This is a genomic window from Tunturibacter psychrotolerans (assembly GCF_040359615.1).
Classification (GTDB): domain Bacteria; phylum Acidobacteriota; class Terriglobia; order Terriglobales; family Acidobacteriaceae; genus Edaphobacter; species Edaphobacter psychrotolerans.
In genome coordinates this window covers 978,964-997,715 of the sequence record NZ_CP132942.1, presented here as the reverse complement: position 1 = coordinate 997,715, position 18,752 = coordinate 978,964, and the positions used below count along the sequence as shown (strand labels likewise).

General features: G+C 57.5%; 15 protein-coding genes. 9 read left to right on the top strand and 6 right to left on the bottom strand.

Features of this window, described 5'->3' with window-relative positions; all coding sequences use genetic code 11:
• Positions 1-19 precede the first annotated feature (19 nt).
• On the top strand, positions 20-3,091 hold the full coding sequence (locus tag RBB77_RS04005; RefSeq protein WP_353064892.1) for a sensor histidine kinase: 3,072 nt from the start codon (positions 20-22) through the stop codon (positions 3,089-3,091).
• Between the two features lie 3 nt (positions 3,092-3,094).
• Here RBB77_RS04005 and RBB77_RS04000 read toward each other — a convergent pair whose 3' ends face one another.
• The 4 genes from RBB77_RS04000 to RBB77_RS03985 all read right to left on the bottom strand — a co-directional run bounded on the left by RBB77_RS04000 (position 3,095) and on the right by RBB77_RS03985 (position 7,388).
• Complete coding sequence (locus tag RBB77_RS04000; protein ID WP_353064891.1) at positions 3,095-4,840, bottom strand: FAD-dependent oxidoreductase; 1,746 nt, start codon at positions 4,838-4,840, stop codon at positions 3,095-3,097.
• 72 nt (positions 4,841-4,912) lie between these two features.
• Positions 4,913-5,734 carry an alpha/beta fold hydrolase gene (locus RBB77_RS03995; protein ID WP_353064890.1) on the bottom strand — a complete coding sequence of 274 codons (822 nt, stop codon included), beginning with the start codon at positions 5,732-5,734 and terminating at the stop codon, positions 4,913-4,915.
• 139 nt (positions 5,735-5,873) lie between these two features.
• Positions 5,874-6,629, bottom strand: a complete 756-nt coding sequence (locus RBB77_RS03990; RefSeq protein WP_353064889.1) for an alpha/beta hydrolase — start codon at positions 6,627-6,629, stop codon at positions 5,874-5,876.
• A 27-nt stretch (positions 6,630-6,656) separates the two neighbouring features.
• On the bottom strand, positions 6,657-7,388 hold the full coding sequence (locus tag RBB77_RS03985) for an alpha/beta fold hydrolase (protein ID WP_353064888.1): 732 nt from the start codon (positions 7,386-7,388) through the stop codon (positions 6,657-6,659).
• Between the two features lie 324 nt (positions 7,389-7,712).
• Between RBB77_RS03985 and RBB77_RS03980 the strand changes: the two genes are divergently transcribed.
• Positions 7,713-9,089, top strand: coding sequence for an FAD-containing oxidoreductase (locus RBB77_RS03980; RefSeq protein WP_353064887.1), 1,377 nt, complete (start codon positions 7,713-7,715; stop codon positions 9,087-9,089).
• A gap of 2 nt (positions 9,090-9,091) precedes the next feature.
• On the opposite strand, the gene RBB77_RS03975 is transcribed toward RBB77_RS03980, so the two are convergent.
• Entirely contained in the window at positions 9,092-9,721 is a 630-nt protein-coding gene (locus tag RBB77_RS03975) for a response regulator transcription factor (protein WP_353064886.1), read from the bottom strand.
• Positions 9,722-10,452: 731 nt separating this feature from the next.
• Between RBB77_RS03975 and RBB77_RS03970 the strand changes: the two genes are divergently transcribed.
• Positions 10,453-11,364 (top strand): IS110 family transposase, encoded by a 912-nt coding sequence (locus RBB77_RS03970; protein WP_353064885.1) that lies wholly within the window; start codon positions 10,453-10,455, stop codon positions 11,362-11,364.
• A gap of 328 nt (positions 11,365-11,692) precedes the next feature.
• Entirely contained in the window at positions 11,693-12,658 is a 966-nt protein-coding gene (locus RBB77_RS03965) for a hypothetical protein (RefSeq protein ID WP_353064884.1), read from the top strand.
• Between the two features lie 90 nt (positions 12,659-12,748).
• On the opposite strand, the gene RBB77_RS03960 is transcribed toward RBB77_RS03965, so the two are convergent.
• Complete coding sequence (locus RBB77_RS03960) at positions 12,749-13,186, bottom strand: hypothetical protein (RefSeq protein ID WP_353064883.1); 438 nt, start codon at positions 13,184-13,186, stop codon at positions 12,749-12,751.
• 143 nt (positions 13,187-13,329) lie between these two features.
• Between RBB77_RS03960 and RBB77_RS03955 the strand changes: the two genes are divergently transcribed.
• The 5 genes from RBB77_RS03955 (at position 13,330) to RBB77_RS03935 (ending at position 18,750) form a co-directional block, all read left to right on the top strand.
• On the top strand, positions 13,330-14,256 hold the full coding sequence (locus tag RBB77_RS03955; protein ID WP_353064882.1) for a carotenoid biosynthesis protein: 927 nt from the start codon (positions 13,330-13,332) through the stop codon (positions 14,254-14,256).
• Between the two features lie 102 nt (positions 14,257-14,358).
• Positions 14,359-15,006: a hypothetical protein gene (locus tag RBB77_RS03950; protein ID WP_353064881.1), complete on the top strand. Its 648-nt coding sequence runs from the start codon at positions 14,359-14,361 to the stop codon at positions 15,004-15,006.
• A 97-nt stretch (positions 15,007-15,103) separates the two neighbouring features.
• Positions 15,104-16,045, top strand: coding sequence for an intradiol ring-cleavage dioxygenase (locus RBB77_RS03945; RefSeq protein WP_353064880.1), 942 nt, complete (start codon positions 15,104-15,106; stop codon positions 16,043-16,045).
• A gap of 42 nt (positions 16,046-16,087) precedes the next feature.
• Positions 16,088-17,239, top strand: a complete 1,152-nt coding sequence (locus tag RBB77_RS03940; RefSeq protein WP_353064879.1) for a hypothetical protein — start codon at positions 16,088-16,090, stop codon at positions 17,237-17,239.
• A 317-nt stretch (positions 17,240-17,556) separates the two neighbouring features.
• Positions 17,557-18,750: a hypothetical protein gene (locus RBB77_RS03935; RefSeq protein WP_353064878.1), complete on the top strand. Its 1,194-nt coding sequence runs from the start codon at positions 17,557-17,559 to the stop codon at positions 18,748-18,750.
• Positions 18,751-18,752 lie beyond the last annotated feature (2 nt).

The window sequence follows — 18,752 nt, the reverse complement described above, 5'->3', positions numbered from 1 at the left end:
AACGAAGGGTGAGAGAACAGTGATCATCTTCCTCAGGGCCTTCCGTTCGCCTCGGTCCCGCAGATACATCTACATGGTCCTCCTCCTGGCCGGAGTGCACAAGCTCAATGCACAGGATCCACTCAAGCTGATTCAGTTCAATCACACGTCATGGACCGCTCGGGAGGGCGCTCCTTCAGAGATTGCCGGGCTTGGACAGACGACCGACGGAGTGCTCTGGATTGGTAGTGGAAGTGGGCTGTACCGATTCGACGGCATAAGTTTCTCTCTCTTTCGACCCGCTTCGGGAGAGCCTCCGTTGCCGCGAATCTCGATCAGAACGCTTTGCGTGGCTCGTGACGGGACGGTGTGGGTAGGATTCAGACCCGCTGGGGTTGCTGCAATCAGGAATGGCCATGTCAAACTCTACGGAGTACAGGAAGGCCTTCCACCAGATACAACCTATCAGCTGCTTCAAGCAAATAATGGAACGATGTGGGCCATAGCCGGTCTACACCTTTGGCAACTACGCGGAGAACGGTGGCAACGAGAGTCACCGAGCGAACCGTTCTCATCCGAACGCGTTTATAAGATGTTCTTCGATAAAGCGGGAACACAATGGGTGGGAACTAACAAATGGATTTACCGACGAGAACCCAACCAGGATAAGTTTGAAGCGACAGACGAGGTCGGCGGGGAGTTGATACAGTTCGCCGAGTCGCCAGATGGCAGCCTTTGGGTTGGTGGCGAAGAGGGAGCGGAGACATCTATCCCAACCGTAAGACGCCTCGACGTGGAGGGTCATCGATCCCCATATCCGGTCCGGTTGCACGTACTATCGGATACCCTCCTCTTCGATCCGGAAGGGCAGCTATGGTTTGCATCGGTCTATGGTCTTTTGAAGGGCAACCCACGAGAGATCGCAGAAGCCCCGACTTCCATAGCGGTGGATCAGGACAAACAGTTCAAATGGTTTGGGCACGATCAGGGATTGAGTACAGATAGTGCCACCGCAATGTTCAAAGATGCCTCAGGAGATATCTGGGTAGGAACCATGCGTGGCCTGGATCGATTCGAGCAGCCCAAGCTGATTCAACCCGAAAACGTCCCGATATCAGACCGGCGCATGATGGTCACGAGTTGTTCGGACGGCGAAGTGTGGATAGGAGTGCCTCTTGCTCCACTGATTTCGATCCGCGACGGACAGACGATCACTCGCATAAAGAAAACATATGAGATGGACTCCGTCTACTGCGGCCCCAGCGGCGTCATCTGGTTCACCGATGATCAAGGAATCGGAAGGTTTGATCGTAAAACAACCACACACATCCCCCTCCCCGAAGGGATGCGGCCATCCTCGGCTAAGCAAGTTATAGAAACAAGTGATGGATCCATCTTCGTTACCTTTCGCAATGCCGTGGACCTCTGGCGATGGCAACGTGGAACATGGTCTCAAGTCGCCGTTCCTGCGATTCAGAAGGAGGGACGGAATGTTATCTTCAGGGATCGGGCAGGAAGACTCTGGGCAGGCTATGCCAACGGCGCCATCACTGAGCTCGAAGGTAATTCCGGACGTGACTTCCAAGCTCCGGGCCTGGGCGACGTCACAGCTTTCGCTGAAACCAGTCATGGCTTTCTTTCTGGCGGCATGAATGGCATAGCAGTGCAGCGCGGAGACACCTTTGAACATTTACTTTTGGAAGACGAACTTCACGTGCGTGGAATTTCGGGTCTGGTTGAGGCGGACAGTGGCGATTTATGGCTGAACGTCGCCTACGGCGTGGTGAGAATTCCGAAAGCTGAATTTCTCAAAGCCCTCGACTCCCCCGCCTACCGAATGAAGTCGCAACTTATCACTGAAGGTAGTGTCATTGGGCCGGCACCTCTCAGCTACGCCCTGCCATCAGCCGTTCGCGGTGCCCGCGGAACAATCTGGTTCGCTAACTCCAGCACCGCGTTCTACGTAGATCCAAGCCGACTACCCCAGAATCAGATCCCTCCCGTACTAACCATCTCGGCGGTCGCTGCGGACGGAGTGACTCTTACCGATTACCGTCAAATTCGACCTGGGGTGAACACATTAGTTATCAAATATGCAGGGATTAATCTTCCTGCCCCAGAAAGGGTGACCTATCGCTACCGGCTCGAAGGAAGTGATAGTACTTGGCAGGAAGTCGGATCAAGAACGGAAGCTGTTTATACAAAACTGCGCCCAGGCCGCTATACATTTGACGTGCTCGCCTCAAATGGTGAGGGAATCTGGAGTCAGCCCTCCAGTACTCGCTTTCAAGTTCTGCCGGCTTTTTACCAAACTGTGTGGTTCTTCCTCGCATGTTTCGCTCTTACAGCCGCTGTGGTTTGGCTCATACTCATGCTGCGAATCCAACGCGTAACCGAAACAGTGCGAATCAGGGCTGAAGAGCGCGCAGACGAACGGGTACGGATTGCGCGCGATCTGCATGACACCCTCCTGCAGGGAGTACAGGGACTTATGCTTCGCTTTGATGTCGCCTCCCAGGAAGTCCCTGAAGGGGGACGCGCCCGCAGGATGCTTGAGGATGCACTCAAATCGGCAGACACGATTTTATTAGAAGGGAGGGACCGGGTCAGAAGTCTCCGATCCGACACATTCAAGGATCTAACGCTCGCTGAAGCCCTCGCCGCGGTCGGCACTCATCTCACGCGCTATAGCGAAATTAGATTTCATGTTCAAACCGAGGGACCGATGGTTGTCGTCGATCCGATCGTTCTCGAAGAAGTCTTCTGCATCGGACGCGAAGCCATTACGAATGCTTTTCAGCATGCGGATCCTTCCGTTGTTGAGGTCAGGATCACCTATAGTAAAAAGGCGTTCGTTGTCTCCTGCGAGGACGACGGCAAAGGGATAGATCCGATTCTTCTCACTGATGGAAGATCGGGCCACTGGGGGATGAGCGGGATGAAAGAACGTTCGACTAAGATTGGCGCTAAATTTGAATGTACAAGTTCAACCGGTAATGGAACCAAAATTACAGTCACTGTACCGGCCAATCGGGCATATGGAGTTAGATCTCCGATCATGCGTCTACTTTTTAGATATCTGCCTCTGTCGCGTGTACTGCATGACAGGTAAGCTTCATAACGTTGCGGCGCTGTAGGTCGGCATCACGGTCCGCAGGCTCGCGGCAAGAGGCAGGCCGGGTTTTTCTCCTTCCTGCTGTGACAGCTTCGAGGCTGCGAGATGCCTGTGAATGTCGGAGACCACGACGGACCCTTCTCCGACCGCGGAGGCGACGCGTTTGACCGAACCACAGCGCACATCTCCCACGGCGTAGACCCCTTCGACGTTGGTGCCGAAGAAGGCGCTCGAGGAAGCGCTGCTGCCGGTGAAGATGAAACCTTTGTCGTCCATGGCAAGCATGTCGCGGAGCCAGGCAGTGTTTGGACTGGCGCCGATCATGACGAAGACATGCGAGATCTTGAGTGTCTTGGATGTGTGGTGCACATTATCGCGAACCGTTACGGTGCCAAGGCGATCAGCTCCATCCATGCCAACGATCTCGGCCTGCAGATGCACGGCAATCTGGCTGGAGGCAAGGATGCGCTGGACGAGATAGTCCGACATGGTGGCCTGCAAGCTGCGACCGCGAACGATCAGATGAACATGCTTCGCGGTTTGCGCAAGGAAGAGAGCCGCTTGTCCGGCTGAGTTGCCTGCGCCCACAACGACGATCTCTTCGTTGTGGCAGAGACCGGCTTCCATCGCCGTAGCCGCGTAGTGAATTCCCTGGTACTCGAAGCGGTGATAGTTCGGGACGTCGAGTTTGCGGTAACGAGCGCCGGTAGCGATGACGACGGTGCGTGCACTGACAGCGGGAGCGTCTTCTATCTCCAGACGATAGATGCCGTCGGACTTGCTCATGCTGAGCACCTCGCGCGAGATGGAGAAGTGTGCCCCGAACTTTTGCGCTTGTACGAGCGAGCGCTCCGACAGTTCCTGACCGGAGACACCAGTAGGGAAGCCGAGGTAGTTCTCGATGCGGGAGCTGGTACCGGCTTGTCCACCCGGAGCGGCGCCTTCGATGACGATGGTTGCTAGGCCTTCAGACGCGGCGTAGACGGCTGCGGCGAGACCGGCAGGACCCGCGCCGACGATCGCGACATCGTAGACGACGGCGCTGTCTCGCAGGTCGGTGAGGCCGAGCTCATCGGCGAGCATGGTGATCGAGGGATTGCGCAGGACGCGTCCGTCAGGCAGAAGAGCGACGGGCAGGCCGGCCTGCGTAAGCTCGAAGGTCCGGATGAGGACCTCCGCGTCCCGATCCAGCTCGGCGTCGATGATGCGATAGGGATAGCCGTTGCGCGTAAGAAATCGCTGCAGACGGATCGTGTCGAGGCTGTATACGTGGCCGAGCAGTATGACGCCGCTGGTGGCCTGCTGAACAAGATTGAACCTGCGGCTGATGGAAGCCTGCATGATGAGGTTGGCGATCTCAGTCTCTGAACGCATGATCCGCGCCAGCGATGCACGGCATATACGCAGCAACCATGTGGGCTGGACAGCGCGGCAGTTGACCAGGTTCTGCCGGTTGTCGAGGAGATCCAGTTCGCCGGTAAACTGGCCGTCGGTCAGGCGGGAGACGATGTTCTCTTTGCGGCCATTGCCGCCGCCTTCGAAGACTTCGACGGCGCCATCGAGGATGACGAACCAGTCGACGTCACGCTCGCCGCGGATGAAGAGGCTCGAGGATTCGGAGACAAACTCCTCGTCGCCATAGCACCTCAGGCGGTCGAGCAGAGCGGGGGCGAGGACAGGGTGGAAGATGCCGGCGGACTGAGAGCTGCTCGAATTTGCTTCAGAAAAAGTCAGCGTAGATGTCATGGCGCACTCCAGCGAAAGTAGCGGTGACGGGAGGCGGGACGCTGTTGCGAGCGTCCCGCGACCTCTAGTGGCCTAGCTCCTAAGAAACTCGAGCAAGTCCTTGTTGATGACATCAGCGTGCGTGATGGGCATACCGTGCGGGAAGCCGGCATAGACCTTCAGTGTCGCATCCGGAACCAGCTTGGCGGTAAGCGCGCCGGCATCCGGGAACGGCACGATCTGATCGTCGTCTCCATGCATGACCAGCGTCGGGACGTCGATCTTCTTCAGGTCTTCGGTGAAGTCGGTTTCAGAGAAGGCCTTGATGCAGTCGTACGAGCCCTTGACGCCACTCTGCATTCCTTCGAACCAGAAGTTCTCGCGCACGCCTTCGGAGATCGCCGCGCCCGGCCGGTTGTAGCCGAAAAACGGGAGTGAGAGGTCCTTGTAAAACTGAGAACGATCATTGACGACGCCGTCGCGAATCGCATTGAGCGCCTCAATCGGAGTGCCGATGGGGTTCTGTTCGGACTTCACCATGATCGGCGGCACAGCGCTGATGAGGACAGCTTTTGCGACGCGACTCGAACCATGGCGCGAGATGTAGCGTGCTACCTCGCCTCCGCCAGTGGAGTGGCCCACCATGATTGCACCCTTCAGGTCCAGCGCATCGAACAACTCGGCCAGATCGTCGGCGTAGGTGTCCATCTCGTTGCCATCCCAGGTCTGGCTGGAGCGGCCGTGGCTGCGGCGATCGTGGGCGATGACGCGATAGCCGAGGTTGCCGAAGAACAGCATCTGGGCATCCCAGGCGTCTGCATTCAGCGGCCAGCCGTGAGAGAAGGTGATTGGCTGACCGGTGCCCCAGTCCTTGTAGTAAATGGTAGTTCCGTCTTTCAAAGTAAGTGTGCTCATGATCTCCTCGATTCTTGCGGTGACTGGTGCGTTTGTCTGGAGACTCGGCTTTGTTGATACTGAGTCGGTTTCTTCTTTCTGAAAGTGATTCTGGCCCCGCTCGCGTGGTACGAACACCTCACCAAGGGGGTTTTGCAAGCTACTCGTTCGGGTGGTTGTTGAGCGCGTTCCTGGCCGCCTGATCGATGATGGCTGCCACTTCCACTGGCGCCTGCTGAATGACCATGTGGCAACTATCGATAGACACGGTAACGGCGCCCATTCTCTTCGCCATCATGGCTTCCATCGCAGGCGCCAGCATCTGGTCCTGGGTGGAGATGAGAGCCCAGTTAGGCTTCGTCTTCCACGCAGCAACCGTCAGCTTCTCGTCGAACATGGGGCCGTAGCTCTGGCCCTGGGTTGCTAGCGCAAGCAAACGTTCTTCCATGGGCAGGCCTTCGGTAACGTAGTTCAGCATGCCCTCGGTGGTCAGTGTGGCGAACTTGTCCGCGGTGAGACGAATCTGTTTCTGCCCGGAGGTCCAGCCGTACGGGGTCCCTGCATCATTCGAAGATTCTCCGACCTCGGGCGCGTAAGCCGTGATGTAGACGAGCCCGGCGACTTTTGGATCGTCGCCGGCTTGCGTGATCACAGCACCACCCCAAGAGTGGGCCACGAGAATGAGTGGGCCGTCTTGAAGCGCGATGATTCGCTTCGTAAAGGTGACTTCATCCGCCAGGGAGGTCATTGGGTTTTGCACGGTGACGACGTGGTAATCCATCTTTTGCAAGAGCGGGATCACCTTCGACCAGCTTGATCCGTCTGCAAATGCACCGTGCACCAGAACGATGTTCTTGACGTGTGTCGAAGAGGACGCTTTGGCTTCTGCATCGGTGTTGAGTGGTTGGCTTGACATGGCAGTTCTCCTTTGCAGGTTGTGGCGTTATTTGCGCAACGCGGTCTTTGCAGCCTGATCGATCACCGCAGCTACTTCGACTGGCTGCTGGAGCATCGCGAGGTGGCAGGTTGGGAGGGTCGTCGTAGTGGCGCCCAGACGCTGCGCTGAAGCCTCTTCCATTGCCGGCGGAAGCATCTGATCATCCGCCGCGATGACGACCCATGAGGGCCTCGTCTGCCATGCGGCGACGGTGAGCTTCTCGTCAAACATGGGGCCATAGCTCTGTCCCTGAACGGCAAGCACTACGCGGCGCTCTTCCATGGGAAGCCCTTGCGCGAAGTGGTTGAGAATACCGTCCGAGGTCATGTAGGCGAACTTCTCGCTGTCGACGCGAATAGCTTTCTGTCCTTCGGTGACGCCAAAGGGAGTGCTCGCCTGGTTGGCTGATTCGCCGACATTAGGCGCGTAAGCCGCGACGTAGACGAGACCTGCAACCTTGGGATCGTCGCCTGCCTGCGTGATGACCGCACCGCCCCAGGAGTGGCCGACCAAAATGACAGGACCATCCTGCAGCGCGATCGCGCGCCGCGTGGCGGCCACATCATCGGCGAGCGAGGTGAGAGGGTTTTGGACGGAGACGACGTGATAGCCCTCGGATTCGAGGATAGGAATGATCTTGGACCAGCTCGTCCCATCGGCGAAGGCGCCATGGACGAGGACGACGTTCTTTACCGCGGGGGTAGGCGTCTGTGCGATGTGAACGTTTTCGTTGAGCATGCTGTTCTCCTTTTGAGGTTGTGGATCAGTGAGTGAGCTCATGCCGATGCGAGCATTCGACACGAGGGATCGGTATTGCTGCGGTGCTGACTTGGGTCAGCTCGTAGTGGAGTATGGCCGGATTCCACGCAACACGGGCCACCCGGAAGTAGTGAAAAGTGACTACCTCATGGGGTGAAGCAACCGGTATCGCCTCACACAAAAAATCGGCGGAAGACCACCCCATCGGGTGGTGACGGGCGGGAGCTGCAGAGATAACTTGGAATGAATATTCGCTCGGTCGATAGCCGGCACAATGCGCGCGAAGAAAGAAGCAAGAGATTGATGGCAGCTTATGACGCAATCATCGTTGGTGCCGGGCAAGCAGGTCCTGCGCTCGCCGGAAGGCTTACAGCCGCCGGTTGGACAGTTGCGCTGGTGGAGAGGAAGCTATTCGGCGGAACCTGCGTGAACACCGGCTGCACGCCTACCAAGGCGCTGGTTGCGAGCGCTTATGCAGCGCACTTGAACCGGCGTGCCGAAGACTTCGGGGTTGTCCCGAGCATCGCGGTGATGATGGATATGCGACGCGTCCGACAGCGCATAGAGGCCATTGTCACGGAGTCGCGAGAGGGTGTGCAGCAATGCCTACGCCAGATGGAGCGTTGCACGATCTACCAGGGCGCCGCGCGCTTCGTCTCCCCATCTCAGCTTCGGGTTGGAGACGAACTGCTCACCGCGCCACATATCTTTCTTAACGTCGGCTCGCGGCCTGCCATTCCCAACCTGCCCGGTATCGATACGGTTCCCTACCTGACAAGCTCGACGATCCTGGCGCTCGACTCACTACCACCTAAGCTGGCCGTCGTAGGCGGAGGTTACGCAGGGCTCGAGTTTGCGCAAATATACCGGCGCTTCGGATCCGAGGTCACAGTCATTGAACGCGCGGCACGACTCGTCGCCGATGAGGACGAGGATGTTTCGAACGCGGTGCAAGGGATACTGGAAGCGGAAGGGATTGAAGTGCGTCTTAACGCGGATTGCATTTCACTGCGCTTCGATGGCGAAGACGTCTCGGTGGGCGTCAACAGCATTGACGGTGAGCTGGAGGTTCCGGCATCGCACATTCTGCTGGCGATGGGACGTACGCCGAACACAGACGACCTCGGTTTGGAAGCTGCCGGCATCGCTGTTGACGAACACGGCTACATTCCGGTCGACGACCAGCTCCAAACCGCCGTCCCGGGAATATGGGCGCTTGGCGACTGCAACGGACGCGGCGGGTTTACTCACACTGCCTGCAATGACGCCGAGGTTGTCGCGGCAAACCTTCTCGATAACGATGCGCGCAACGTGAGCGATCGCATTCCGGCGCATGCGCTGTACATTGATCCGCCGTTAGCGCAAGTCGGCATGACCGAACGTCAAGTACGGCAGCGCGGACGAGCTGCGTTGATCGGAATAAGGCCGATGACCAAGGTGAGCCGCGCCATCGAGAAGAGTGAGACGCACGGATTCATCAAGCTACTGGTCGACGCGGAGAGCAAGGAGATTCTGGGTGCGTCCATCCTGGGGACCGGAGGCGACGAAGCGATCCATTGCATTCTTACCGCAATGTACTCTGGCATGCCTACCTCACTGCTCCAGCGCGCGATGCACATTCACCCTACAGTCGCTGAACTGATCCCGACGGTACTTGGGAACTTGAAGCCGCTCGTCTAAACTCAGCCCTCGAGGAAGCCGCGCTTCATCGCGATCATGACGGCGTGGGTACGATCATTCGCCTGCAGCTTGGCAAGGATGCTTTTCATGTGTCCCTTCACCGTATCTTCGGAGATAAAAAGCTTGTCTGCGACGATCTTGTTCGAGCATCCGGATGCAACCACGCGCAGCACTTCAATCTCTCGGTCGGAGAGCGCGTCGGCGCTGTAGTGCTCTGCAATCTCCGAAGCGATCTCGGGTGGAATTCGCCGGTGGCCTGCGTGCACGGAGCGGATGGTATCAATTAGCTCGGTGCGCAACATGCCCTTGAGCAAGTAGCCGACGGCCCCCAGTTTGAGCGCGCGCGAAGCCTGGATATCTCCAGAATAAGTAGTGAGGATGACAATGCGCGCATTGGGAAACTCGCTGCGAATGGCAGCCGTCGCATCGATCCCGCTCATCTGCGGCATCTGCAGGTCCATCAAGGTCACGTCTGGACGGTGCTGTCGAAACGCCGCGATCGCGTCGATCCCGTTCTTTGCCTGCGCCACGAGTTCCATGTCGCTCTGCTGCTGCAGCGCGAATGCGATGCCATCGCGAACAAGCGGATGATCGTCAACGCAGAGCACCCTGATTTTTCCTGAAGCTGCCATAACCGCCTAACTGAAATCTACATCATCTATGCACTGAAGATACCACTCGTCGCCGCGCCGTCCGCCACCCGAAAAAGTGGTTTTCATGAGCACCAGATACCACCGGCCGCCTACGCTAAACCAAGCCATCATTCGAGGTAGGGGCGTGGAAGATGTAAGTGTCGGGTTAGAGGTTCATGTGGGCCGCTTCGGTGCGGGTTCGTTTTCACCCAATTTGCCAACAATCTGTGTTGGGCTGGATCGGTTCGTAAATCCAACTGCACAAAATACTGGCTTTTCGGCAACTACGAATAGTTGTGATTCCTCCCGCAGCAAGGTCAAATGGTGGGAAATCGCCAATGCACTCATTGATAACCGATCACGATAAGCGGTCATGGCGGGTGCGGTGTATTGCGCCAGGTGGCGTAGCTGATTTATCTGGGTCGCCGGGCAAACAGGCCATGGAAATGGCAGAGTATGGAAAGCATGGAAAGCCATGAATCCGGCTTCCCACCCTTGTATGTTGCGATTTGAGGCGTGACGATAGGTTCACGTTTCGGCGGAGAGGCCGCTCCCACCCGAGGCCAGTTTTGTCTGAGCCTGATGGCGAAGAGAGGCCCCCGCCCCTCTCTTTTTACGCCGTGGAGAATCGGAGGCCTTAGAGCCTGCATGTTCAAGGGCGGCGCGAAGAGTAAGCCCGTTGACGCGGACAGGGGCGGCAGCCGAGACAGATCGTACCTTCAAGGAGCTTTATGAGCAAGCCGAATCCATCCAAACAGTCCACCGTATTTTGCGGCATCGATGTGAGTGCCGCGACTCTTACCGCAGTCGTTCATCAGGAAGATCAACGGTTCGAGCAACGCGTTTTCAACAACAACGCCAGCGGACACAAGGCCCTGATCGCCTGGCTGCACAAGCGCAAGGCGCGGGTGAGAGTATCGCTGGAAGCAACCGGCATCTACTCGCTGGACTTGGCTATGGCGCTGGATCGGGCGGATGGCATCGAGGTCGCAGTGCTGAACCCGAAGCTGGTCCATCGCTTCGCGCAGACACTGCGACGGTCGAAGACCGACTCAGCGGATGCGCAGGCGTTGGCCGAATATAGCCGACGTATGCCCTTTACGCCGTGGCGCGCCCCGAGTCTGAATAGCTTGCAACTGCGCACCATCAGCCGCCATCTCCTCGGTCTGACAGCAGAATACACACGGCAAAACAACCGCCTCCACGCCGCAGAGAAATCAGCGGCGACACCGCGCTGCGTGGTGAACGACCTGAAGCGCTCCATGGCTTCGCTCAATCGGCGCATCCTGCGGTTCCGCCGCGAGGCGAGAGAACTGGTTCGCAGCGATGAAACGATCCGGAAGCGGTTCGAGCTGCTCATCGGCATCCCAGGAATCGCCGAGATCAGCGCGGTTCAGTTGCTGGGCGAACTCTCATCGCTCTCACCGGAGATGTCGGTGCGGCAGTGGGTGGCGCACAGCGGCCTGGACCCGGTACATCAGATCTCGGGAACCTCGGTGCACAAGCCCTCCCGCATGAGTCGGGCTGGCAATCGGTATCTGCGTCGCGCGCTCTACATGCCTGCCCTGGTTGCCGTTCGTCTCGATCCCCACCTGAAGGCGTTCTACGAAACACTCCTGAGTCGTCACAAGGCCAAGCTGTAGGCGATCATCGCCGTCGCTCGCAAGCTGCTCCATGCCATTTACGGGATGCTTCGCAGTGAAACACCCTACGACGGAAGCAAACTCTTCCCCGCGCTCCTGCCCGCCATCATCCCTGGCTAAAAGAGAAATATCCCCTCTGGACACCCCTAAAGAGAAAAAAATGCTTGAAGTGCGAGAGAGAATCTTCCCACACTCTTTGGAAATCCCTTCGGGATTCCCACATTCCCACGGCCTCGACGACTGGATATATGTCTTCCGATGCCCTCAAGTCGAACCATCACCACCGCAAGGGGCTTGTAACGGATGTCTCAGGTCCACAACGTAACGCATGTCCCGGTACACTCATCGATATGGAGCGACTCGATGGGTCGATACTTCCGGAAAACTCTGGCTCTTTGGTGGCGCAAGCTACGCCTTCAACGGCTCAACACCGAACTTCAGCGTTCTAGACCACCTCAACGATCTCTGGAAGTACACCGCCGGACAATGGACATGGGTGCAAGGTTCCAATGTTGGCAACGAATCAGGGAACTACGGCACACTTGGTCCCACCGGAGACTTCTGGCTCTTCGGTGGAGATGCTCTCGACTCCACCGGAACACCGGGATATCTCAATGACCTCTGGAAGTACAGCGCGGGACAATGGACATGGATGCAAGGATCGAACGTGGGTCTCCAATCCGGAGTCTATGGCACTCAGGGCACCGCCAGCCCGACCAATGTTCCCGGAGGGCGAGAACAGTCTACCTGGACGGATGCCTCCGGAAACTTCTGGCTCTTCGGCGGAAACGGCTACGACTCCCAGGGCAACCGCGGCTTCCTCAACGATCTCTGGAAGTTCAGCAACGGCCAATGGACCTGGATCTCCGGGTCAAACCTGATCAACCAGCCAGGTGTCTACGGAAACCAGGGCATCGCTTCACCCGGCAACGTCCCACGCGCCAGAAACAGTGGTGTCAGTTGGGTCGACGCCTCGGGAAACCTCTGGCTCTTCGGCGGCGGCGCCTATAACTCCTCCGGCTCTACCGACTACCGCGACGACGTGTGGAAGTTCAGTGCTGGCCAATGGACTTGGGTTGCCGGATCAAGCGCTGCAGACCAAGCGGGGACATACGGAATCCTGGGAACGCCCGCAGCCAGTAACACTCCGGAAGCGCGCTTCCACGAAGTTAGCTGGACCGATGCAGCCGGTAAACTCTGGCTCTTCGGCGGAAACACACCCACTACAACCGCCGCCCAGCAGGCAGAGGGGCTAGGGTACTTCCAAAACGACATGTGGACCTATCAACCTTGAAGAGAGTGCATCCAAAGTCGAGACCAATCCAACCTTCGCTTCTTCGACGTTCTTGAATCTCCTCATCACGAAATGATCGTCGGCGCCAAGCTAACACTCACCTACGCCGGAGCCTCTGCCACGCAGAACCGGCGTAGGTTCTTCGTGGCTCAAATAAAGAACAATCTTCGCCCCCTCATCCGAGCAATGAACCAGAAACGTCGTGCGCAGCGTAAGGTCTTCGCCCGTCCCGCTCTTGCCTTCAAACCTCATCAGCCACTCCGTCTGCAACAGCACGTACCGATCATCCAGCTTCGTCTCCTTCACCGAAGCCAGCGTCGTAGCACCGTATCCCGAGCTTTCAAACATCTTCTTCCTCTGCGGAATCGCCATCCGCAATGCCGAAGACGACACAGGATGAGTGCCACCCGGATCCGCCTTCAAAAAGACATCCGCAAACTGAGCAACGACATCATCGACATCGCCTGAGTTCGCATTCCTCTCAAACCGCTCGAGAAAATCCCTCATCCCTTTGCCAAAGTTCTCCATCTCATCTCCTCAAAACGTCGGAAGTGCCACTGTCATCGTCACGATAAAGTAGCCTTTAGTATTATATCACACTTTTGGTTACAAATCAAGCGAATCGCCCCACTCGCAGCGAATCCAGCCCCGCCAAAGCATAGAATTCCCCCATGCCACCCCTCGCCAAAGACACGGAAGACAACAGAGAAAATCGCCTAACCCGCAATCTCCTCGCGCTTCTTCTCCTCCTATACGCGGTGGGGCGGATCCTCCAGCTCTATGCGGACAGAGTTCCCACTCTCCTCATCGTCGTCCTCCACGTACTCCCTCCCGCAGCCTTCGCGCTGCTCCATGGAGGTTTCCTCTATCGCTTGCGTGGCATCCTGATCTTCGCGACACTCTGTCTCGGCAGCGGGACATTCTTCGAAAGCCTCAGCCTGAGAACCGGCTTCCCCTTCGGCCACTATTACTTCACCGATCTCATGGGCCCAAAGCTCTTCCAGCTCCCCATCCTCCTGGCCCTCGCCTATCTCGGGATGGGCTATCTGTCATGGATCCTCGCTCTTGCCATTCTCGGCCACAAAACCGAACAACCGCGTGGCTTCCGCATCGTCCTTCTCCCATTGATCGCAAGCAGCATCATGGTGGCATGGGATCTCTCCATGGACCCCGTCTGGGCCAACATCGACCATGCCTGGCTATGGAAGCAGGGAGGCTCCTACTTCGGCGTACCGATCAGCAACTTCCTCGGCTGGTCTCTCACAACCTACGTCTTCTATCAAGCTTTCGCGCTCTACCTGCGAAGACAACCCACCCAGCCGCTCCCGTCCCAACTCTGGCGTCTCCCCGTGCTCTTCTACGCCGCAGCCGCAATCGGAAACATTCTCCTCATCGCTCAACCCGGAACTCCAGCCGCAATCACCGATCCCTCAGGCAGACAATGGCTAACCTCAGACATCCTCCGCGCCAACGTTCTCGTCTCCGTCTTCGTCATGGGAGGCTTCGCTCTGATCGCCTGGATCCAACTCCGCAGCCCAACAGAACCTTCGCAGCTCATCAACGCGAGCGTCACGCAAACCGATCTCAACTGCCAGTGAGTATCTCCCGACCCTCGACGCAATCAAAAATGCCCATCACTCTGTGCGATCAAACATCGATTTGCTACGCTAACCACAGTGAATCTCGACGAGGTCCCTTCCGTGATCGATGTGCACCCTCCCCATGAACCAATTCATGGCTGGCGAGACTTTCTGCTTCATCTCCTCACCATCACCATCGGCCTTCTCATCGCTCTCAGCCTCGAAGGTCTCGTCGAGTGGCAACACCATCGCCACCTCGTCCACGAGGCCGAAGCCAGCCTGCACACCGAGATCGAGAACAACGCCAAAGGGCTGGCCGAATCCATCACCGCTTTACACAAGAACCAGGACGACCTCAAACACGATGTCATTGTCCTCAAATACATCATCAAAAATCACAAGGCCCCCGATAAGAACAACATGACGCTCGGCTTAGGCATCCGCACCTTCGACGACGTAAGTTGGAAGACCGTTCAGTCAACCACCGCTCTCTCCTACATGCCCTACTCTCAGGCCGAAGAGTACTCCAACATCTACAGCACCCAGACTGAACTGAACGACGCAGAACACCAGGCCGCACGCGACGCCATCATCAGCCTCGCTCCCTTCATGAACATCAGCAACGACGATCCCGACCCAACCGAAGGCCAGGCCAACGACATCAAGCAGAAGATCGAAGTCCTCCAGGGCCAACTCACCCTCGTCGACTCCCTCATGAACTCCCTCGACCGCGAGTACAAAAAATTCCTCGCCGCCCACCCAGGTTAGCGCTGTATAGGAATCGCCAAATGTCGGTATCCCTGTCGTCGCGTCGCCAAAAACCGCGTCTACACGTGTGAGTCTTGCACCTGCTCACAAGAGGGACATGAAGAATCCAACCGCATTCAGTCGCCGCACATTCCTCACCAACACAATCGCCCTCGCGACAACCCTTGAACTGCAGCGCGCAGCCTTTGCCCTGGGCCTTCTGCAAAACTCCGACGTCTGCAAGCTCACACCCGAGCAGGAAGTCGGCCCCTACTACGTCGCCGACGAACTGCTCCGCTCAAACATCGTCGAAGACCGCCAAGGCATCCCCCTCCAACTTCGCATCGCAGTCCTCGACGCCCGCACCTGCAAACCACTCACCAACGCTGCCGTCGATATCTGGCACTGCGACGCCCTCGGCCTCTACTCCGGCTACACCACCCAGAACCCCATGGGCCCAGGAGGCCCCCCAGGCGGACCTCCCGACGGACAACCGCCCGGCCCACCGCCGAACTTCGACCCCACCCACCCACACAATCGCCCAGGCCCGCGCGAAGGCTTCGGCCCGCCGCCCGAAAACCATCCCACCGACAAGCTCACCTTCCTCCGCGGCATTCAAGTCACCGCGCCAGACGGCTCCGTCAACTTTCGCACCGTCTTCCCCGGCTTCTACATGGGCCGCACCAACCATATCCACTTCAAAGTCCGCATCGACGGCCACGAAGCAAACAACACCTACGCCGCCGGTCACACCTCGCACGTCGGCCAGGTCTTCTTCCCCGAAGAGATCGCAACCCAACTCATGCAGCTCGAGCCCTACACCCACCACAAGATCCATCGCACCACCCAGGCCGAGGACCACGTCTTCAACGATCAAAACGGCCAACTCCAGCTTGCGAACCTCACGCCGCTACACACCGGCGACTTCTCCAAAGGCCTTCGCGCCGAACTCATCGCAGCAGTTGATCCCACGGCAACGCCACCCGCGCAGCGAATAGATGGCCCACCTTCTGGCGAGCCCGCCGTTGCAAAGATGCTAAGTCCACATCTCTTCGAATAAAATCTCCGCTGTAGAAGTGGTGATGCAGAGGTCGACGAGTCCATGGACCAACGGCTACAGCAGACCGTACAGAAGAGAAGCCAACCGCAACGTTCCCAAAGAAAGATTTTCAGCGCTATCGCTCTCTTATTTCTGCTCGCTGCAATCAGCAGCCACGCGCAATCGCAAACCCCAACCGCCCAACCGGCACAATCTCCAACACCCGCAACTCCCTCCGCTCCCACCCTTCGCGTCTACACCAATCTCAAGCAAGTCTCCGTCCTCGTCCTATCTCACGACTACGAGCGAATAAAGCCGATCGACCCATCCGGCTTCCGCATCAGCCTCGACTCGGGGCCGCTGTTTCGCCCAACCTACGTTCGCCAGCAGGGTGATGACCCAATCTCCCTGGCAATCCTCATCGACGCAAGCAAACCTTACCCCGAACTTCTGCCGTCACTCATGGAAGCCCTCGCTGCGCTCCCGCCCGATTTTCTCCATCCCCAGGATCGTGTCTCGGTCTACGCCATCGATTGCACCCTCATCCGCACGATCTACGACACCGGGGCAAATCCGGCGGCGGTCGCCGAAGGGGTTAAGAAAGCCATGGCGCCATGGCAGATTCGTCAAACGCAAAACGAAAAGCTGAAGAAAGAGAATAAGATCCCTCAGCCATACTGCAGAGCCGGACTGCCGTTATGGGACTCTATGTCCGAGGTGCTCAAAGACCTCGACCAGCAACCAGGCAGACGCATACTCCTGGCCATCACCGATGGCGGAGACGACGGCAGCAAGACCCTCTGGAAAGACGTCATGTTCCATGCACAGATCCACTCCGAGACTGTCTTCGGTCTACTGTCGACCAAAAATCCGCCCTCCTCCGGTGACGCCGAGGACAAGTTCAAACAGATATGCGTGAACAGCGGTGGCGTCGAGTTGCAAGCCAACGAGCACACTACCATTCTCCGACTCAAGGAGTTCACGCAGATGTTGCGGGAGCGCTACATCCTCGAGTACCCGCGTGTGCCAAACGAAAAGCCAGGTGTCCACATAATCGCGGTGTCTTACAAGAAGAAGAGCAATCTCTTTATCACGGCCACTGGAATCACTGTTCCGGTTGCGAGTGAAGACGAAAAAGAAAGCAGGAAAACCATTCAAGCAGACCCGTCGCGAACGCCGGAGTTTGGTAGTCGGACGGTGCTGCCAAAGTTCTGATCTCCAAATGCTATGCAGGCTCCACGGATGCAATCCTCAGCATCGGCCCCATGCTGAATACATCCGGGAACGAAGATCCCACACCGGACGACGCTCCAACGATGAAAGATCACATCGAAGTCATTCAAGGCAGCTGCTGTTAGTTGAGACCCTTATCACCGGCCTCGATGCCGAATACAAAAAGTTCCTCGCGGCCCACCCAGCGTGAACGTCCTCCCTGGCAACTCATCAACCCTCTTTCATTCTCCTATAGAATGATCGCTGTCGAGAGAGACGTCGCGGAGGTCGAACAGACCGTGAGCAGAGAGGTTCAGCGGATGATCTCAAAAAGAAAGAGGCCGTCAGGCCTGGCTCGGATGCCTGCCTGCATCATCGCTCTGGTCCTCACACTAACTGCAACTTGCTTCAGCGCCCAGTCAAATCCCGAAGCAACGCCTGCCGCGCAGCCCCCAGCATCTTCCACAGCAACTCCCCCCACTCCCACACTCCGCGTCTACACCAATCTCAAGCAGGTCCCCGTCCTCGTCCTCTCTCACGACTACGATCGAATGAAGCCGATCGACCCATCGGGATTCCGCATCAGCCTCGACTCCGGGCCGCTGTTTCGCCCAACCTACGTTCGCCGGGAGGGCGATGATCCAATCTCCCTGGCAATCCTTATCGACGCAAGCAAACCCGGCAACGAACTACTGCCGTCGCTCATCACAGCCATCGCTGCGCTCCCGCCTGATTTCCTCCATTCCCAGGATCGCGTCTCGGTCTACGCCATTGATTGCAACCTGATCCGCACGATCTACGGCACCGGGGCAAATCCGGCCGCGCTCGCCGACGGGGTTACGAGAGCCATGGCGCCATGGAAGATTCGTCAAACGCAAAACGAAGAGCTAAAGAGAGAGAAGAAAATCCCTCCGCCATACTGCAGGACCACCCTGCCATTATGGGACTCTATGTCAGAGGTGCTCAAAGACCTCGACAAGCAACCAGGCAGACGCGTACTCCTGGCCATCACCGATGGCGAAGACACCGGCAGCAAGACCCTCTGGAAAGACGTCATGTTCCATGCACAGATCCGCTCCGAGACTGTCTTCGGTCTTCTGCCGACCATAATGACCGTCTTGAAGCTTGAGAAACCAACAGGTGAAACAACAGAGATACGTCACATAAGATCGCCCTCCTTCGGTGGCCCCGAGGACAAGTTCGAACAGATATGCGTGAACAGCGGTGGAATCGAGTTGCAAGCCAGCGAGCACACCACCATCTTCCGGCTTAAGGAGTTCACGCAAATGTTGCGGGAGCGCTACATCCTCGAGTTCCCACGTGGGACAAACGAAGAGGCTGGCGTTCACACCATCGCTGTGTCGTATAGAAAGAAGAGCAATCTCTATATCGCGGCCACTGGAATCACTGTTCCGGTTGCGAGCGCAGACGAAAGAGAAAGTACGAAAACCATTCAAGCAGACCCGTCGCGAACGCCCGAGGTCGGTAGTCGGAAAGCGCTGCCAAAGCCGTGATT